Origin of the sequence: Mesorhizobium sp. M7A.T.Ca.US.000.02.2.1, from assembly GCF_003996995.1 — a bacterium.
Lineage (GTDB): Bacteria > Pseudomonadota > Alphaproteobacteria > Rhizobiales > Rhizobiaceae > Mesorhizobium.
This window is the reverse complement of the sequence record NZ_RZTT01000094.1, coordinates 1-16,934: the sequence shown is the minus strand read 5'-3', so window position 1 is coordinate 16,934 and position 16,934 is coordinate 1. Positions and strand designations below refer to the sequence as shown.

Below are 16,934 nucleotides of genomic sequence, written 5' to 3'. Positions count from 1 at the left end.
CTGTCGCTCTCGACGCCAGAGCTGATCCTTGCCGTCGGCGCGCTGGCGCTGCTGATGGTCGGAGCCTATTCGCGCGCCAGCACCGACAACACGGTAACCGGCCTTGCGGTGGCCGTGCTGGCGATCGCAGGCGCCTGGCTGATCTTCCGGACCGGGCAGGGCAGCGCTTACGGCAATGCCTTCATCCAGGATTCCTTCGCCCGCTTCATGAAGGTGCTGGCGCTGGTCGGCTCGGCGGTGACGCTGGTGATGTCGATGCGCTTTGCCAAGGCTGAACGCTTCGACAAGTTCGAATATCCGGTGCTGATCCTGCTGTGCACGCTCGGCATGATGCTGATGATCTCCGCCAATGGCATGATCGGGCTCTATCTCGGCCTCGAACTGCAATCGCTGGCGATCTACGTGCTGTGCGCGATCAACCGCGACAATCTGCGTTCGACTGAGGCTGGCCTCAAATATTTCGTCCTCGGCGCGCTGTCCTCGGGCATGCTGCTCTATGGCATCAGCCTGGTTTATGGCTACACCGGCAACACCGGCTTCCAGGAGATCGCTTCTGCGCTCGGCAGCGGCGAGCGCCAGCTTGGCCTCGTTTTCGGCCTCGTCTTCGTGCTGGCCGGCCTGGCCTTCAAGATCTCGGCGGTGCCGTTCCACATGTGGACGCCAGACGTCTATGAGGGCGCGCCGACGCCGGTGACGGCCTTTTTGGCGGCGGCACCCAAGATGGCGGCGATGGCGCTGATGGTTCGCGTCACCATGGGCGCGTTCAAGCCGATCGCCGCAGACTGGCAGCAGATCATCGTCTTCATCTCGATCGCCTCGATGGCGCTTGGTGCTTTCGCCGCCATCGGCCAGACCAACATCAAGCGGCTGATGGCCTATTCCTCGATCGGCCATATGGGCTACGCGCTGGTCGGCCTTGCCGCCAACAGCCAGGCCGGCGTGCGCGGCGTTGCCATCTACATGTTGATCTATCTGGTGATGACGCTCGGCACCTTCGCCTTCATCCTCGCCATGCGGCGCAAGGAAGGCAATGTCGAGCAGATCGGCGATCTGGCCGGCCTGTCGTCGACCAATCCGATCATGGCGACGATCCTGACCATCCTTATGTTCTCGCTGGCCGGCATTCCGCCGCTCGCCGGGTTCTGGGGGAAATGGTACGTCTTCCTCGCCGCCATCAACGCCAATCTCTATGCGCTGGCGATCATCGGCGTGCTGGCCTCGGTGGTGGGCGCCTATTACTACCTGCGCATCATCAAGATCATGTGGTTCGACGAACCGGTCGGCGGCTTCGTGCCGATGGCGACGGAATTGCGTGTCGTGCTCGGCGTCTCCGGCGCCTTCGTGCTGTTCTATGTGCTGATCGGCGGGCCGATAGGCACCTATGCCGAAGCCGCCGCCAAGACGTTTTTCTAGTCGGCATGGCATTTCGGCTGGCTCCAACCTCGGCGTCGGAAGGGTTCCGGCTCGAGGCGCATGAGAGCGTCGGCTCCACCAATGCGCTGGCACTGGACCACGCAAGGGCAGGCGACCCCGGCAGATTGTGGGTCGTTTCCAAGAAGCAGGAAAGCGGGCGTGGCCGGCGCGGCCGCGTCTGGGCGACCCCCGAAGGCAACCTCGCGGCGACGCTGCTTGTCATCACCAAGGCGGAGCTTCGCCTTGCCGCGACGCTGGGCTTCGTCGCCGGACTGGCGCTGGCCGATGCGCTCGACGCCGTGGTGCCGAAGGGCCGGATCGCCATCGGCCTCGACGGCGGCAGCGAAGGAAAGAACCGTTTCGAACTCAAATGGCCGAACGACGTGCTTGCCTCCGGCGCCAAGCTGGCCGGCATCCTGCTGGAATCGGCAATTCTGGAAGGCGGCCGTTTCGCGGTGGCGGTCGGCATAGGCGTCAATGTGGTGGCATACCCCGAGGATTTGCCCTATCCCGCAACATCACTCAGCTCGCTGGGAGCGGCATGCGATGCGGAAACGCTGTTCCTGGCGCTGTCGGATGCATGGAGCGAGAATGCCCGATTGTGGGACGAGGGGCGCGGACTTGCCGCCGTCAGGCGACGCTGGCTTGATCGTGCTGCGGGGCTCGGCGGCGAAGTTGCTGTCAGAATTGACGGTAATGTGGTGCGTGGGGTGTTTGAGACCATTGACGAGGACTGCCGTTTCGTGATCCGCGACGATGAAGGTTCGGTTCGGACGATCGCCGCCGGCGATGTGCATTTCGGCGCGGTCGCTTCGGCCAGGGCATAGGGCCGTTCATGAACGGTTCTAACTGTTTGTTTTTGCGCAACTCCGGTGGGAAAACCGTTACACACTTTTCCCGGAATTGCTTTTTGGGCTTGGCCTGAGGGCCAGGAAGGGAAAAATCATGGCGAAAGCGGAAACCGCCGAACTCGTCTTCGTGCCGCTCGGCGGCGTCGGCGAGATCGGCATGAACTTCGCTCTTTACGGCTACGGGCCGCCCAATGCGCGCGAATGGATCGTCATCGATGTCGGGGTGACCTTCCCCGATGCCAGCCTGCCGGGCGTCGACCTTGTGCTGCCCGACACGCGCTTCATCGAGGATAACCTCGCCAATCTGCGCGGCATCATCATCACGCATGCGCATGAAGACCATTATGGCGCGCTGCTCGACACATGGCCGAAGCTGAAGGCGCCGGTCTGGATGACGCCGTTCAGCGCCGGCCTGCTGGAGGCCAAGCGGCAAGGCGAGCAGGGCGCGCCGAAAATACCGGTGACGATCTACCGGGCGGGCGAGAAATTCACCGTCGGCCCGTTCGAGATCGAAGCCATTCCGGTCGCGCACTCGATTCCCGAGCCGATGTCGCTGGCGATCACCTCGCCGGCAGGCACCGTCATCCATACCGGTGACTGGAAGATCGATCCGGAGCCGACGATCGGGCCGAAGACCGACGACGCGCGTTTCCGGGCCTATGGCGACAAGGGCGTTCTGGCGCTGATCTGCGATTCGACCAATGCGCTGCGCGAAGGCGAGTCGCCTTCGGAAGTGGCTGTGGGCGAGGGCCTCAAGGGCGTCATCCAGGCTGCCAAGGGCCGTGTCGCCGTCACCACATTCTCCTCCAATGTCGGACGCATCGTCTCGATCGCCAAAGCGGCGCGCGATGCCGGACGCCAGTGCCTGGTGCTTGGCCGTTCGCTGAAACGGGTCATCGATGTGGCCGGCGAACTCGGCTACATGGACGGTCTGCCGGAGTTCATCGCCGAGGAGGATTTTGGTTTCATCCCGCGCGAGAACCTGGTCATCATCTGCACCGGCAGCCAGGGCGAGCCGCTGGCCGCACTGGCCAAGCTGTCGCGCGAAGAGATGAAGTCGGTGTCACTGACGGCGGGCGACACGGTGGTGTTTTCCTCGCGTACCATTCCCGGCAACGAGAAGGCGATTCTCGAGATCAAGAACCGCCTCATCGACCTCGGCGTCAAGATCATCGAGGACGGCGATGCACTGGTGCATGTCTCCGGCCATCCGCGGCGCAGCGAATTGCGCAAGATGTATGAATGGGTGCGCCCGCAGATCGGCGTTCCCGTGCATGGCGAGGCGGCGCATCTGGTGGCGCAGGGCTCGCTGATGTCGACATCGGGCATCGGCCAGGTGGCGCAGGTGCGCGACGGCGACATGCTCAGGCTTGCTCCCGGCCCAGCCACCATCATGGATCAGGTGCCGTTCGGCCGTATCTACAAGGATGGCAGACTGATCGGCACCGATCAGGCGATGGGCATTCGCGACCGGCGCAAACTGTCCTTTGCCGGCCATGTGGCGGTCAATGTCGTGTTGGACGACAAATATGAGCTTGCCGGCGACCCCGACCTGGTCGCCATCGGCGTCGCCGAGGCCGATGGCCGTGGCGAGTCGCTGGAAGACCTGATGATCGATGCGGCAATCGGCGCGGTGGACTCCATCCCCCGTCAGCGCCGAAAAGACCTCGACCTGGTGCAGGAAGCAGTGCGGCGCGCCGTGCGCGGCGCCGCCAACGAAGCCTGGGGCAAGAAGCCGCTGGTGACTGTATTCGTCACAAGATGACGAAAGGAAGTACGGGAGTAGGGGAGTAGGAAGAGCAAACAGCTGACATATCTGTCTTTTCCCCTACTCCCGTATTCCCCTACTCCCCTACTTGGGAGTGCCAATGCTCGGACGTCTCAACCATGTCGCGCTTGCCGTGCCGGATCTGGCGGCCGCCGTCGCCGCCTATCGCAACACGCTGGGTGCCGAAGTGACGGCGCCGCAGGCGCTGCCGGAGCATGGCGTGACGGTGGTGTTCGTCAATGTCGGCAACACCAAGGTCGAACTTCTGGAGCCTTTGGGCGAGGGGTCGCCGATCGCCGCCTTCCTGGAGAAGAACCCCTCCGGCGGCATGCATCACCTTTGCTATGAGGTCGACGACATCCTGACCGCGCGCGATCAGCTCAAGGCCGCCGGCGCCCGCGTGCTGGGCGACGGCAATCCGAAGATCGGCGCGCACGGCAAGCCGGTGCTGTTCCTGCATCCGAAGGATTTTTTCGGAACGCTGATCGAACTGGAGCAATCATGAGCTGGGTTTCGTTCACCGCCCTGTTTTTCGCGACCTGGTGGGTGGTGCTGTTCGCTGTGCTGCCGTTCAGCGTGAGGACGCAGGACGACGATCGTGACGTGACGCTGGGCACGGTTCCGAGCGCGCCGCGCGGTCCCCACATGCTGCGCGCGGTGATCCGCACCACCATCGCCACCGCGATCCTGATGGGCATTTTCTATGGCCTGACGCACGGGCTTGGATACAGCCTCAACGACATCCCGCACATCGTGCCAGAATTCAGCCAACCCTTAGCCAAATAGCCGGCCCCGGCCCGGCAAAGACGTTTTCATCCTTCGGAACAGCTTGGTTCCAGACAGGAATGCCGTGCCGTTTTGCGGCCGGACGAGCGCTGACGCTGGGTAAGGTGGTTTGGCAACGCGTTGCGCTAAGCAGATGATTGCACAAAAAAAATGCAAGGCACGAGGCCTTGCAATTTAAACGCGTCCGATCTGTTTCCGGTTTCCGGCGGCAGCGAGTAACCGCGCCTAGATCGCATCCTCCCAAGACTTTGACCGCGTAGGAGAGCAGATTTTTTTCTACCCTCTCGGTTATCGAGGTACATTAGCCTAAGGCGAATGAAAATGTCACGAAGAATTTTGCCTTGAAACGGGCATTCTCGTGCTGCACTGCACAATAGTGTGGCAGGCGTTGCTTGGCGAACGATCATCAAGACGCGCGGTGACCGGGAGGCCTTGCAGCGCCGTGGGTCTTCTGGGCGGGCGAAGGACGGTGCGACGCTTCTGATCCCGGCTATCCATGCTTTTTGAAAATCGATTGCCGCTTTTCGGGCCGAAGCGTCCGGGTTCCCATTCCGCCTTGAAATGGCTATGAAGCCGGGTCAAGCAAGCCAAAGTCGCGTCGATTCTGACGCGGCCCTCCTCACTCACGGACCTGTCCATGCGTTTGTCGCGCTATTTCCTGCCGATCCTCAAAGAAAACCCGCGCGAGGCCGAGATCGTCTCGCACCGGCTGATGCTGCGTGCCGGCATGATCCGCCAGCAGGGACAGGGCAGTTTCTCGTGGCTGCCGCTCGGCAAGCGGGTGCTGGACAAGGTCTGCCGCATCATTCGCGAGGAGCAGAACCGCGCCGGGGCGCTGGAAATCCTGATGCCGACCATCCAGTCGGCCGATCTGTGGCGCGAAAGCGGCCGCTATGACGACTACGGCAAGGAGATGCTGCGCATCAAGGACCGGCAGGACCGCGACATGCTCTACGGCCCGACCAATGAGGAAGTGGTCACCGAGATCGTCCGCGCCTATGTGAAGTCCTACAAGGACCTGCCGCTCAATCTCTACCACATCCAGTGGAAGTTCCGCGACGAAGTGCGGCCGCGTTTCGGCGTCATGCGTTCGCGCGAGTTCCTGATGAAGGACGCCTATTCCTTCGACCTCGACTTCGAGGGCGCCAGGGCGGCCTACAACAGGATGTTCGTGTCCTATCTCCGGACTTTTACGCGCATGGGGCTGCAGGCGATACCCATGCGGGCCGACACCGGGCCGATCGGCGGCGATCTCAGCCATGAATTCATCATCCTGGCCGACACCGGCGAGAGCCAGGTCTATTGCCACCGCGACTATCTTTCGCTCGATGTGCCCGGAGAGAAGACCGACTTCGCCAATGCCGCCGAGATCGGCGATATCGTCAAGACCTGGACGACACCCTACGCAGCCACCGACGAGATGCACGACGAGGCGGCGTGGGAGAAGATCGGCGAGAGCGACAAGGTTTCGGCGCGCGGCATCGAGGTCGGCCACATCTTCCATTTCGGCGACAAATATTCGAAGCCGATGGGCGCCAAGGTGACCGGGCCCGACGGCAAGGATCATTTCGTCTCCGGCGGCTCCTACGGCATCGGTCCGTCGCGGCTGGTCGCTGCGATCATCGAAGCCAGCCATGACGACAACGGCATCATCTGGCCGGAGGCGGTGGCGCCGTTCGACATCGGGCTGATCAACATGAAGGCGGGCGACGCCGAGTGCGACCGCGTCTGCGACGAACTGCATGCCGCTTTCGTCGCCGCCGGCAAGGACGTGCTTTACGACGACACCGATCAGAGGCCGGGCGGCAAGTTCGCCACCGCCGATCTGATCGGCCTGCCCTGGCAAGTGATCGTCGGGCCGCGTGGTGTCGCAGCCGGCGAGATCGAGATCAAGAATCGCAAGACCGGCGAGCGCGAGACGCTGCCGATCGCAGACGTGAAGAAGCGCTTCGGTGTCGCCGCATGAAGGAGGCGGTGGCGGCAAGACCGGTCGGCGCCGGACCCTTTTCCATCTTCGAGCGCATGGTCGCCTGGCGCTATCTGCGTTCGCGGCGCAAGGAGACGGTGATCTCGGTGATCGCCTCGATCTCGTTCCTCGGCATCATGCTGGGCGTCGCCACGCTGATCGTGGTCATGGCGGTGATGAACGGTTTCAGGGCGGAGCTATTGACGCGCATCCTCGGCGTCAACGGCCACCTGATCGTGCAGCCGCTCGATTCGCCACTGGAGGACTATGCGCAGGTCGCCAGCCGCATCAACGGTGTTTCAGGCGTCAAATACGCCATCCCGCTGATCGATGGCCAGGTGCTCGCGCAAGGCAATGTCGGCGGTGGAACCGGAGCGCTGGTGCGCGGCATACGCGGCGAGGATCTGAGCAAGATCGCCATCGTTGCCAGCAACATCAAGCAGGGTTCGATCGCCGATTTCGACTCTGGCGACGGCGTTGCCATCGGCAAGCGCATGGCCGAGAATCTCGGCCTGACACTTGGCGATACCATCACCTTGATTTCGCCCGACGGCGACGTGACGCCGATCGGCACCACGCCGCGCATGAAGGGCTACAAGATCGCGGCGATCTTCGAAGTCGGCATGTCCGAATATGACACCTCCATCGTCTACATGCCGTTTTCCGAAGCGCAGCTCTATTTCAACATGGATGGGCGGGCGCAGACGATCGAGATCTATGTCGACAATCCAGACGATGTCGATGCGCTGAAACCGAAGGTGGAGGCGGCGGCGCAGCGGCCGATCGACATGGTCGATTGGCGCCAGCGCAACGAGACCTTCTTCTCCGCCCTGCAGGTCGAGCGCAACGTCATGTTCATGATCCTGACGCTGATCGTGCTGGTGGCGGCGCTGAACATCATCTCCGGCCTGATCATGCTGGTGAAGGACAAGGGGCACGACATCGCGATCCTGCGCACCATGGGGGCGTCGCGCGGCGCCATCCTGCGCATCTTCCTGATGACGGGTGCGGCGATCGGCGTGACCGGCACGCTTGCCGGTGTGCTGCTCGGCGTGCTGATCTGCACCAACATCGAATCCATCCGCCAGTTCTTCTCATGGATGACCGGCAAGGTGCTGTTCAATCCGGAGCTTTATTTCCTCAGCCAGTTGCCGGCGAAGATGGATCCGCGCGAGACGACCTATGTCGTCCTGATGGCGCTCGGACTGTCCTTCCTGGCAACGGTGTTTCCGGCATGGCGCGCCGCGCGCCTCGATCCGGTCGAAGCCTTGAGGTACGAATAGTGGCCGAGGTCATTATCGAGCTGAAGAGCGTCGAGCGGCACTATGTCCAAGGGCCGCGCAAGCTCACCATCCTGAACGGTGCGGATTTCTCGCTGAAGCGCGGCGAGATGGTGGCGCTGGTGGCGCCGTCGGGCACCGGCAAGTCGACCCTGCTGCACACTGCCGGCCTGCTGGAGCGTCCCGACGCCGGCGACGTCATCCTGGCCGGCCGTGCCTGCGGGCGGCTCTCCGACGACGAGCGCACGGCGATCCGCCGCAACGATGTCGGCTTCGTCTACCAGTTCCATCACCTGCTGCCGGAATTCTCGGCGCTGGAAAACATCATGATGCCGCAACTCATCAAGGGGCTCAGCCGCAAGGACGCGGCCGAGCGCGCGGCGCAGCTACTCGATTACATGCAGATCGGCAAACGCGCGTCGCACCGGCCGTCCGAGCTCTCCGGCGGCGAACAGCAGCGCGTCGCCATCGCGCGTGCGGTCGCCAATGCGCCGCTGGTGCTGCTGGCCGACGAGCCGACCGGCAATCTCGACCCGGTCACCGCGTCTTATGTGTTCGAGGCGCTGGCGGCGCTGGTCAAGCAATCGGGCCTCGCGGCGCTGATCGCCACCCACAATCACGAACTGGCATCGCGCATGGACCGGCGTGTCACCTTGGCCGACGGTAAAGTGGTGCCGCTTTAGTCTCTGATGTCGTCATCCTAGGGCGAAGCTCCGCGGAGCGGAGCGTAGACCCTAGGATCCATGCCGTTACTTTCGAGACAAATGCAGGGGTCGAGGATATGCGACCTCTATCAGAGCGATAATTCTGCACCGTAGCATCGCACCTGGGTCACGGCATGGATCCTAGGGTCTGCGCGCGTCGCTCCGCTCCTTGCTCCGCCCTAGGATGACGATGCGATGGATGTATTGGCTAATCGCAAAGGCTTCGGTCAGCCCACGTAGCACCGTCGCTCGCCCATCAACCCTTTCTTAACCCTGCCGATTTGATCGCCCGGAAATTCCGGGCGCGGGCGGATCGTGCCCGTTGACTTTGAAACAAAATTAGAACAAAATGCGAACATATCAACAACAGGAGAGAGTTATGACCGATCTGGTTCAGGATGTCATCTCACTGGTTTGCATGAGCACGTTCCTTGTTTCAATGGCGATCTGGATCGGAGCCATGTGATTTGGCGGCGTTCGCCGCCGTGGGTCCATGCGGTCGAAGGCCGTTCCGCCGTTAAGCTTTCCTTGCCGCCGTAACGTTAGGATACCTCGGCAAGACAGGGAGCAACGTCCAGGTGTCGCCCATAGTCACGGCCATTCTGGTGGCCAGCAATCTCGGGCTGATCTTTCTGTTGATGACCGTGCCGCTTGGTTTGCGCACGGTCCGTCTGACCCGTCTGGTGGCGATGGACCGCCAGCGCCTCTGGCAGGCGCTGTGGCCGCTCGGCAGCGATGCCGGCTGGTCCGGTGAGATCCTTTCCGCCGAGGCGCCGGACGGCGAGGGCGTGGCCCGCATGACGCTGTCGTGGGAAGGTCGCGACGGCAAGCCGATCGAACGCAGGTCGCGGTTTGAAGACGTCGTCGAAGGTATCAGCTTCTCGATGCGTGTCATCGAGGACACCGCGCTCGACGCTTCGTTCTGGAGGGACTTTTCCGAAACCGCTGAACTCGTCTCCGAAGGCACCAGCACGCGGGTGACGCTCAGCCAGACGGATCGCTATCGCGGCGTCGCCTTCCTGGTGTTCCGCTATTTCGCCCTGCGCCGCGAACTCTCCAAGCTGCAGCGCTGGGCGCGGACCGGGGAGTATCGCAAGGGCGGTTGGTTCGAGCATCCGTTGAGCCAGGTCGGCTTTGCCGGGCTTTCGGCGCTGATCCTGTGGCCATTCTTCGGCCTTCACTTCGGCGGCCTGGCACTGGCCGCGATCCTCACATCGGTGGTCGCCCTGCATGAGCTTGGCCATATGGCGGCGTTCCGGCTTATGGGCCACAACCGGGCACGGATGATCTTCATTCCGCTGCTCGGCGGCATCGCCATTGGCGGGCGGCCCTATGACAGCCGTTTCGAAGTCGCCTTCGTGGCGCTGATGGGCGCCGGCTTCTCCGCATTCCTGGTGCCGGTTGTGATCGCTGCCAGCACCTTTGCCGGCGCGGAAGGTCACCGGCTGGCGGCGGCCCTGCTGGCGACCCTGGCGGGCTTCGCCGCACTGTTCAACATCGCCAATCTGGTGCCGGTGTGGAAATTCGACGGCGGCCAGGTGCTGCGCCAGATCTGTCCGGGACCGGTCGCACTGGCGCTGGCTTCCTTCTTCCTGCTCTCGGCTTTCCTGGCTGTCGGTTGGCAGGCCGGCTTTTCCTCCAATTTCCTGCTCGCGACGGGAGCGGTGTTTTCGATCCTCAGCCTGCTGACGATGAGCAGCGGGGTCAAGCCGCGTTACGAGCTGAAGCCGATCCGCACCATCGACCGCCTCGCCATGGCCGCGGCGTTGCTGGCGGTGTTCGCCATCCATGGCTATGGCGTGTTGTGGGCCTCCGCCCAAATGATTTGAGCCGTACCGGATCCGGAAGAATCAGCCGGCCTTGCGCTCGGCTTCGACAGGCAAGACCGTGGCGGGACCGAACACATCCTCGAAGGCGGATTTCAGCGCCAGGTCAAGGTCGGCCATTCCCAGGGGAAGGCCGAGATCGACGAGGCTGGTGACGCCGTGGTCCTGCACGCCGCAAGGCACGATGCCGCTGAAATGGTCGAGGTCGGGCTCGACATTGATAGCGATGCCGTGAAAACTCACCCAGCGCCGCAGCCGGATACCTATGGCCGCGATCTTGTCCTCGGCCGGCGAGCCGTCCGGCAGGGCAGGGCGATCCGGCCGCACCACCCAGACGCCGACCCGGTCCTCGCGGCGCTCGCCATGCACGTTGAAGGCAGCGAGCGTGCCGATGATCCACTGTTCGAGCGCCGCGACGAAGGCGCGGACGTCCTCACGCCGCCGCTTCAGATCAAGCATGACATAGGCGACCCGCTGGCCCGGCCCATGATAGGTGTATTCGCCGCCGCGGCCGGCCGCAAATACCGGGAAGCGGCTGGCGTCGATCAGATCCTCGCCGCGGGCGCTGGTGCCGGCCGTGTAGAGCGGCGGGTGTTCGACCAGCCAGACCATTTCGCCGGCAGCGCCGCTGCGGATCGCCTCGGCGCGCGCCTCCATGAAGGCAAGTGCTTCGGGATAGGCGGTAAGGCCGGGCTCGATCAGCCATTCGACCGGTGCTGAACCGGGGAGCGGCAGGAACGACGTGGCGATCTGGCTGCGTTCGGGCATGGCGTATCGTCTTTTCGCTTATGCATGTCGCGTCCCAAAACCGCCTCGCACCTTTGGGTGACATCAACTTGCCTTCCATATGGCGATATCAGGCGCAAACGTCCAGTTCCGGCGCTGCGTTCGGACCCTGTGGAGCATTATGCCAATCGCCTGACATTATTGCTTGCCGTGCACTTGTTTCGCCGGAAACGATTTGCTACACGCCGCGAGCCGGTCGGTTCCGGCTCTACCACGTGCGGTCGTGGCGGAATTGGTAGACGCGCAGCGTTGAGGTCGCTGTGGGGCAACCCGTGGAAGTTCGAGTCTTCTCGACCGCACCATTTTCCTTCCCAGATCCCGATTGTGCAAGCTCCGCCCGCTGCGGGCCGGGCGCATTTCGTTTGATATTCCCGCGCTTTACGCCACTTTCTTTTTGAGCGTCGGATTCTCCCAAAACCGGTTTCCCCTTTGAGTCCGATGCTCTAGACCTGATTTGCACCTTTTCCGGGATTCTTGTGGCGGGAGGCGCTGGTGGAAGGCGAGCACGAACGGACGATTGGCGCCAGGGCCGCCGAGGAGCACCACGCCGACATCTATGGCGAGGACGGCGCCGTGCTTTCGTCCTTCCTGGCGCGGATTGGCGCGGCGATCGCCGACCGCGACACGCTGACCCTCAAGCATGAAGTCGACGACCTGCATCAGTCGGAACTCGGCGACCTGCTCGAGGCGCTGCATCCCGAACAGCGCCACGCGCTGGTCGAGCTCCTGGGCGCCGATTTCGACTTCTCCTCGCTGACCGAGGTCGACGAGGCGATCCGTATGGAGATCGTCGACAGTCTGCCCAATGCGCAGATCGCGCAGGCGGTACAGGAGCTCGATTCCGACGACGCCGTCTACATTCTCGAAGACCTCGAGAAGGAGGATCAGGACGAGATCCTGTCGCAGCTGCCGTTCACCGAGCGGATCAGGCTGCGCCGCTCGCTCGACTATCCCGAAGAGACGGCCGGCCGCCGCATGCAGACCGAGTTCGTCGCGGTGCCGCCGTTCTGGACGATCGGCCAGACCATCGACTACATGCGCGACGACCAGAATCTGCCCGAGCGCTTCAGCCAGATCTTCGTCATCGATCCGAGCTTCAAGCTGCTCGGCGCCATCGACCTCGACCAGATCCTGCGCACCAAGCGTTCGGTCAAGGTCGAGGAAGTGATGCACGAGACGCGGCACGCCATTCCGGCCACCATGGACCAGGAAGAGGCTGCACGGGAATTCGAGCAGTACGATCTTTTGTCGGCCGCAGTCGTCGACGAGAACGAACGGCTGGTTGGCGTTCTGACCATCGACGATGTTGTCGACGTCATACAGCAGGAGGCCGAAGAAGACTTGATGCGCATGGGCGGCGTCGGCGACGAGGAGCTTTCCGACAGCATCTTTTCGACCTCGCGCTCACGCGTTCCGTGGTTGCTGATCAACCTTCTGACCGCGTTCCTGGCGGCGTCGGTGATCAGTCTGTTCGACCGCACGATCGAACATATCGTCGCACTGGCGGTGCTGATGCCGATCGTCGCCGGCATGGGCGGCAATGCCGGCTCGCAAACCATGACCGTCACCGTGCGGGCGTTGGCGACCAGGGATCTCGACATCTACAATGCCGGCCGCATCATTCGCCGCGAGATGGGTGTCGGCTTCATCAACGGCATCGTCTTCGCCATCCTGATCGGCATCGTTGCGGCAGCCTGGTTCCGTGACCCCAATCTGGGCGGCATCATCGCGGCGGCGATGATCATCAACATGTTCGTGGCCGCTCTGGCCGGCATCCTGATCCCGCTGCTGCTCGATCGTTTCAAGATCGATCCGGCGGTCGCTTCGGCAGTTTTTGTCACCACGGTTACCGACGTCGTCGGCTTCTTTGCATTTCTCGGCATTGCCACCTGGTGGTTCGGTGTGCCCTGAAGGCACGCCTTTTGGCTTGATTGACTTTTACGTAAATGCCGTGCGAGGCTTGCGCGGGGCGCCATGTCGATTCCGGCATGGCACGGGTTTTGGTTCGGGACATAAGGGTGACGCCGGCATGGCGATCGCCCCTTGGTTTCGGCGTGCGGGAGTGGCAATGCGAGAATATTATTCGATCACCGAGTTGACCCGCGAGTTCGACGTGTCGACGCGGACGCTGCGCTTTTACGAGGACGAAGGGCTGGTGCAGCCGGTGCGGCGTGGCCGCACGCGGCTGTTTCGCCCCTCCGACCGGCACCTCATCCGTCAGATCATGCGCGGCAAGAGGCTTGGCTTCTCGATCAACGAAATCCGCGAAATCATCCAGATGTACAAGGAGCCGCCCGGCGAAGTCGGCCAGCTCAACCTGATGATCAAGCGCATCGAGGAAAAGCGCGAGGATCTCCGGCAGAAGCGCCGCGATCTCGAGGAGACGCTGGCTGAACTCGACCAGGCCGAGGAATCTTGTGTGGAGCGGCTGGTTGAGCTTGGCGTGAATACCTGAGCGGACTGGATTCTATCGGGCGTTAGCGTTCGGAATTAGCGGAAACGTCCATTCCTTCGTCATCCTAGGGCGGAGCAAGGAGCGTAGCGACGCGGCGCAGACCCTAGGATCCATGCCATGACTTCAATGCGCCGCGACGGTGCAGAATTTTGCTCCGCTGCACTCCTCGACCGAGGTCACGGCATGGATCCTAGGGTCTCCGCGACGGAGCTGCGCTCCTGCTTCGCCCTAGGATGACGAAGTTCGCTAATCGCCGAAGTGTGCACCTGTCAAAACCTCTCCGCGATGGAAACCAGGGGCGCCAGCTCAGATCCAGCGGCGCACGCGTTTGGCGTAGTCGCGGTACTTCTTGCCGAATTTTGCCGCCAGCATCTTTTCCTCGCCTTCGATCGCCATTTTTTGCGTGGCATAGGCGGCGATGAACGCGAGCGGCAGGAACCACACGATGCCCGAGATAAAGGCGACGCCGATCAACAGCAGGGTGTTGGCCAGATACATCGGATTGCGGGTGATGCCGAAGGGACCCGTGGTGACCAGGTGATCGGGCACAGCGTTCGGGTTCAGCGTGGTCTTGGCGCGGACCATGGTGCGGATCGCGGTGACCCAGAGCGCGGCGACGGCAAACAGCGCCACCCAGCCGGTGGCGAAAAGAATATCGCCCAGGAGGTCACCGATCCAGGGCAGGGGATAGAGCAGGCCCAGCGCGATGCTGATGGCGATGGCGGCGGTGTAGATCAGCGGCGGCCACGGTATGAGCCCCGGCTTCGGCTGGTTCTCGGTCATTTGACCCCTTCCTCCATCAACTTGCTGTCGGTCTTGGCGGTACACATGCCGGCGAGATCGGACAGATGCGTCTTCCATTCCGCAGTCTGATCGTTGTTGTAGAGCCGATCAAGCGTCGCCTCCCCCTCGAGCGTATCGAGCATGCAGACACAGTAGCTCGTACAGAACTCGGTGTCGCGCGACTGCTCGCAGGACAGCTGGCAGGTTTTGAGGAAATTTACCTGCGGGGTTTCGACCTGTGCCGGCATGATCTGCGAGAACAGCCATATGCAGCCGATCAGCAATGGCTGGTGGATCAGGTAGAACGCCAGGCTGTGCCGGCCGATAAAGACCAGCGGGTTGGCCCAGCGACCGGGCGCCAATTCGGCAAGCCGGGCAAGTACGCCTGAACCGGCGGCGAGTTTCGTCATCGCGATGCCCGCAAGCACGGCGCCGAACCATGGAAACAACGGAACGTAGTCGTTGGAGCGTGGATTGTTCGCCGACAGGCCTACCCACCACAGCCATGGGTGATCGAACGCCTCGAGGCGCAGATAGACAGGCGCCGTGATGACGAGCCCGGCGACGACCAGCGTCAACAAAGCCGGCAGGCGCAGGAAGGCGAGGCCGAGCAGGCTGGCCAGCGCGATCTCGTGCAAGATGCCGAAGAAGATGAATCCATCCGGCGTGGCGATCCGGGTGACGACCGATATCGCGATCGCGGCGCCCGCGACCATGGCGAATCGCTTCCAGAAGCCGTTCCAGCGGATTTGTCGGCCATGGGCGAGGTACAGGCTGACGCCGACCAGGAACAGGAAGGTCGAGGCGATGCCGCGCGCGTAGATCTTCCACCAGCCGAAGGCGGTCAGGCCGGGATCGGTGTAGCCGAAGAACTCCAGATCCCAGGTGAAATGGTAGCTCGCCATGGCGATCAGCGCGATGCCGCGCACGATGTCGATAGCGACGATGCGCTTTGGTCGATCCGGAACGGGTGCGGTCGGCGTTTGGATGCTCATGGTCTCGCATTCTGATTCAGCCCCGCTGGAGGACTATCACGGTTGCCCGGCACAAAAGAAGACCGGCAACTCTGCCGACAACCCGGATCAGCCGCGGCATTGGGCCAGTGCAGGGAAGCCTTTGGCCGGCTTCGCTTTTGCCGGATGCGCGTCGGTTTCCTCTTATTGGCGCTGGGATCGCCACGTCAGATTTGACCCGGTGAATCTGCTTCGGGGAAAGCAATGTCCACCCATGTGCGCCATCCGATCTGGCTGCCGGCTCTCAAGGCCGCGGACGCGCGCACCTTCGCGTCGCTCTATGCGGTCGAATCCTTCGCCCGCGCCACGGTGTCGAGCGTCATCCCGATCCAGGCCTACGAGATCCTGCACAACGAACAGATCGTGTCGATGCTCTACACCGTGGTGGCGATGCTCGGGCTGTCGGTGACATTGTTCATGCCGATGCTGATCCGCCGTTTTGCCCGGCGCTGGGTCTACACATCAGGCGCCTGCCTGCTGGCCGTCGGCTCGCTGTTCTTCGTCACCGACACGCTTGCCGGGCAACTGGCCGGCATGCTGTGCCGGGTGATGGGCGCCAGCGCGCTGTCGATCACGCTCAACCTCTACATCATGGACCACATCCGCAAGACCGACTTCATGCAGGCCGAATCGCTGCGCATGGCGTGGTCGATGCTGGCCTGGACCGGTGGGCCGACGCTCGGCATCTTCCTCTACACGCGCTTCGGCATCTATGCCGCGCATGGTGCGGTCGCGGTGTTCGCGTTTGCCCTGCTGGCGCTGTTCTGGACCTACCGCCTCGGCGACAACCAGTCTATCCGTCCGGGCAAGACGCGCCCCGTCAATCCGCTCGCCAATATCGGCCGCTTCGTGGCGCAGCCCAGGCTCAGGCTGGCTTGGCTGATCGCCTTCGGCCGCTCCTGTTTCTGGACGACGTTCTTCGTCTATGGGCCGCTGTTCATGGTCATCACAGGTGAGGGCAAGCTGGCCGGCGGCCTGCTGGTTTCGGCCGGCAACGCGCTGTTGTTCATGGCGATTTTCTGGGGCAAGGCAGGAAAGCGCTTTGGTGGCCGCGGGACCATGACATTCGCCTATTTCGCCATGTCGGCCGCGCTTTTGGCGGCGGGCTTCGTCGGCGAAACCGTGCCGCTGCTTACCGGCGCCTTCCTGCTCTGCGGTGCCTTCTTCACCATTGCGCTCGACGCCCTCGGCTCGACCGCCTTCATGCGCTCGGTGCGCTCCTATGAAAGATCTCAGATGGCAGCGGTCTACCGCACCTATCTCGACTTTTCCGAGTTGACGCCGCCGCTGGTCTATTCAGTGG

The 16,934-nt window shown here is 62.8% G+C and carries 15 protein-coding genes and 1 tRNA gene; 13 read left to right on the top strand and 3 right to left on the bottom strand.

Annotation, left to right across the window (positions count from 1 at the left end):
* The 9 genes from nuoN to EOD15_RS11705 all read left to right on the top strand — a co-directional run.
* Window positions 1-1,413: NADH-quinone oxidoreductase subunit NuoN (gene nuoN / locus EOD15_RS11745; protein WP_127408505.1), on the top strand; the 1,413-nt coding region annotated here is incomplete at its 5' end.
* Between the two features lie 5 nt (window positions 1,414-1,418).
* Window positions 1,419-2,240: a biotin--[acetyl-CoA-carboxylase] ligase gene (locus tag EOD15_RS11740; protein WP_127320596.1), complete on the top strand. Its 822-nt coding sequence runs from the start codon at window positions 1,419-1,421 to the stop codon at window positions 2,238-2,240.
* Between the two features lie 118 nt (window positions 2,241-2,358).
* Window positions 2,359-4,029 (top strand): ribonuclease J, encoded by a 1,671-nt coding sequence (locus EOD15_RS11735; protein ID WP_127408504.1) that lies wholly within the window; start codon window positions 2,359-2,361, stop codon window positions 4,027-4,029.
* A gap of 103 nt (window positions 4,030-4,132) precedes the next feature.
* Window positions 4,133-4,537, top strand: coding sequence for a methylmalonyl-CoA epimerase (gene mce, locus EOD15_RS11730; RefSeq protein ID WP_127322861.1), 405 nt, complete (start codon window positions 4,133-4,135; stop codon window positions 4,535-4,537).
* Entirely contained in the window at window positions 4,534-4,818 is a 285-nt protein-coding gene (locus EOD15_RS11725; protein WP_127322860.1) for a DUF1467 family protein, read from the top strand. The genes mce and EOD15_RS11725 overlap by 4 nt, the downstream gene beginning before the upstream one ends.
* A 637-nt stretch (window positions 4,819-5,455) precedes the next feature.
* Window positions 5,456-6,784: a proline--tRNA ligase gene (gene proS, locus EOD15_RS11720; RefSeq protein ID WP_127272306.1), complete on the top strand. Its 1,329-nt coding sequence runs from the start codon at window positions 5,456-5,458 to the stop codon at window positions 6,782-6,784.
* Entirely contained in the window at window positions 6,781-8,067 is a 1,287-nt protein-coding gene (locus EOD15_RS11715; protein ID WP_127408503.1) for a lipoprotein-releasing ABC transporter permease subunit, read from the top strand. Before proS ends, EOD15_RS11715 begins: the two co-directional genes overlap by 4 nt.
* The gene (locus EOD15_RS11710; protein WP_174800360.1) at window positions 8,064-8,747 is read left to right on the top strand and encodes an ABC transporter ATP-binding protein; all 684 of its coding nucleotides are present in this window, start codon (window positions 8,064-8,066) and stop codon (window positions 8,745-8,747) included. Before EOD15_RS11715 ends, EOD15_RS11710 begins: the two co-directional genes overlap by 4 nt.
* A gap of 599 nt (window positions 8,748-9,346) precedes the next feature.
* A complete protein-coding gene (locus tag EOD15_RS11705; RefSeq protein ID WP_127321923.1) occupies window positions 9,347-10,597 on the top strand; it encodes a site-2 protease family protein in 1,251 nt (416 codons plus the stop codon).
* Window positions 10,598-10,618: 21 nt separating this feature from the next.
* Here the strand turns inward: EOD15_RS11705 and lipB are convergent, their stop codons facing one another.
* A complete protein-coding gene (gene lipB / locus EOD15_RS11700) occupies window positions 10,619-11,362 on the bottom strand; it encodes a lipoyl(octanoyl) transferase LipB (RefSeq protein WP_127321922.1) in 744 nt (247 codons plus the stop codon).
* A gap of 235 nt (window positions 11,363-11,597) precedes the next feature.
* On the opposite strand from lipB, the gene EOD15_RS11695 reads away from it, so the two are divergent.
* The 3 genes from EOD15_RS11695 to EOD15_RS11685 all read left to right on the top strand — a co-directional run bounded on the left by EOD15_RS11695 (window position 11,598) and on the right by EOD15_RS11685 (window position 13,835).
* Window positions 11,598-11,682: transfer RNA gene (locus tag EOD15_RS11695), tRNA-Leu, on the top strand.
* 190 nt (window positions 11,683-11,872) lie between these two features.
* Window positions 11,873-13,291 (top strand): magnesium transporter, encoded by a 1,419-nt coding sequence (gene mgtE, locus EOD15_RS11690; RefSeq protein WP_127268000.1) that lies wholly within the window; start codon window positions 11,873-11,875, stop codon window positions 13,289-13,291.
* A gap of 157 nt (window positions 13,292-13,448) precedes the next feature.
* Window positions 13,449-13,835 (top strand): MerR family DNA-binding transcriptional regulator, encoded by a 387-nt coding sequence (locus EOD15_RS11685; RefSeq protein WP_023685221.1) that lies wholly within the window; start codon window positions 13,449-13,451, stop codon window positions 13,833-13,835.
* A gap of 306 nt (window positions 13,836-14,141) precedes the next feature.
* Here the strand turns inward: EOD15_RS11685 and EOD15_RS11680 are convergent, their stop codons facing one another.
* Both EOD15_RS11680 and EOD15_RS11675 read right to left on the bottom strand, forming a co-directional pair.
* Window positions 14,142-14,618, bottom strand: a complete 477-nt coding sequence (locus EOD15_RS11680) for an isoprenylcysteine carboxylmethyltransferase family protein (RefSeq protein ID WP_127322051.1) — start codon at window positions 14,616-14,618, stop codon at window positions 14,142-14,144.
* Complete coding sequence (locus tag EOD15_RS11675; protein ID WP_127322050.1) at window positions 14,615-15,613, bottom strand: DUF1624 domain-containing protein; 999 nt, start codon at window positions 15,611-15,613, stop codon at window positions 14,615-14,617. The genes EOD15_RS11680 and EOD15_RS11675 overlap by 4 nt, the downstream gene beginning before the upstream one ends.
* Window positions 15,614-15,835: 222 nt before the next feature.
* On the opposite strand from EOD15_RS11675, the gene EOD15_RS11670 reads away from it, so the two are divergent.
* A partial coding sequence (locus EOD15_RS11670; protein WP_148129531.1) for an MFS transporter occupies window positions 15,836-16,934 on the top strand: 1,099 nt, incomplete at its 3' end.

Excerpts from the sequence above, each read along its gene's own strand:
- EOD15_RS11675 (WP_127322050.1), bottom strand. The coding sequence starts at position 15,613 with ATGAGCATCCAAACGCCGACCGCACCCGTTCCGGATCGACCAAAGCGC.
- EOD15_RS11680 (WP_127322051.1), bottom strand. The coding sequence starts at position 14,618 with ATGACCGAGAACCAGCCGAAGCCGGGGCTCATACCGTGGCCGCCGCTG.
- lipB (WP_127321922.1), bottom strand. The coding sequence starts at position 11,362 with ATGCCCGAACGCAGCCAGATCGCCACGTCGTTCCTGCCGCTCCCCGGT.
- EOD15_RS11715 (WP_127408503.1), top strand. The coding sequence starts at position 6,781 with ATGAAGGAGGCGGTGGCGGCAAGACCGGTCGGCGCCGGACCCTTTTCC.
- EOD15_RS11685 (WP_023685221.1), top strand. The coding sequence starts at position 13,449 with ATGCGAGAATATTATTCGATCACCGAGTTGACCCGCGAGTTCGACGTG.
- EOD15_RS11740 (WP_127320596.1), top strand. The coding sequence starts at position 1,419 with ATGGCATTTCGGCTGGCTCCAACCTCGGCGTCGGAAGGGTTCCGGCTC.
- proS (WP_127272306.1), top strand. The coding sequence starts at position 5,456 with ATGCGTTTGTCGCGCTATTTCCTGCCGATCCTCAAAGAAAACCCGCGC.
- mce (WP_127322861.1), top strand. The coding sequence starts at position 4,133 with ATGCTCGGACGTCTCAACCATGTCGCGCTTGCCGTGCCGGATCTGGCG.
- EOD15_RS11735 (WP_127408504.1), top strand. The coding sequence starts at position 2,359 with ATGGCGAAAGCGGAAACCGCCGAACTCGTCTTCGTGCCGCTCGGCGGC.
- EOD15_RS11725 (WP_127322860.1), top strand. The coding sequence starts at position 4,534 with ATGAGCTGGGTTTCGTTCACCGCCCTGTTTTTCGCGACCTGGTGGGTG.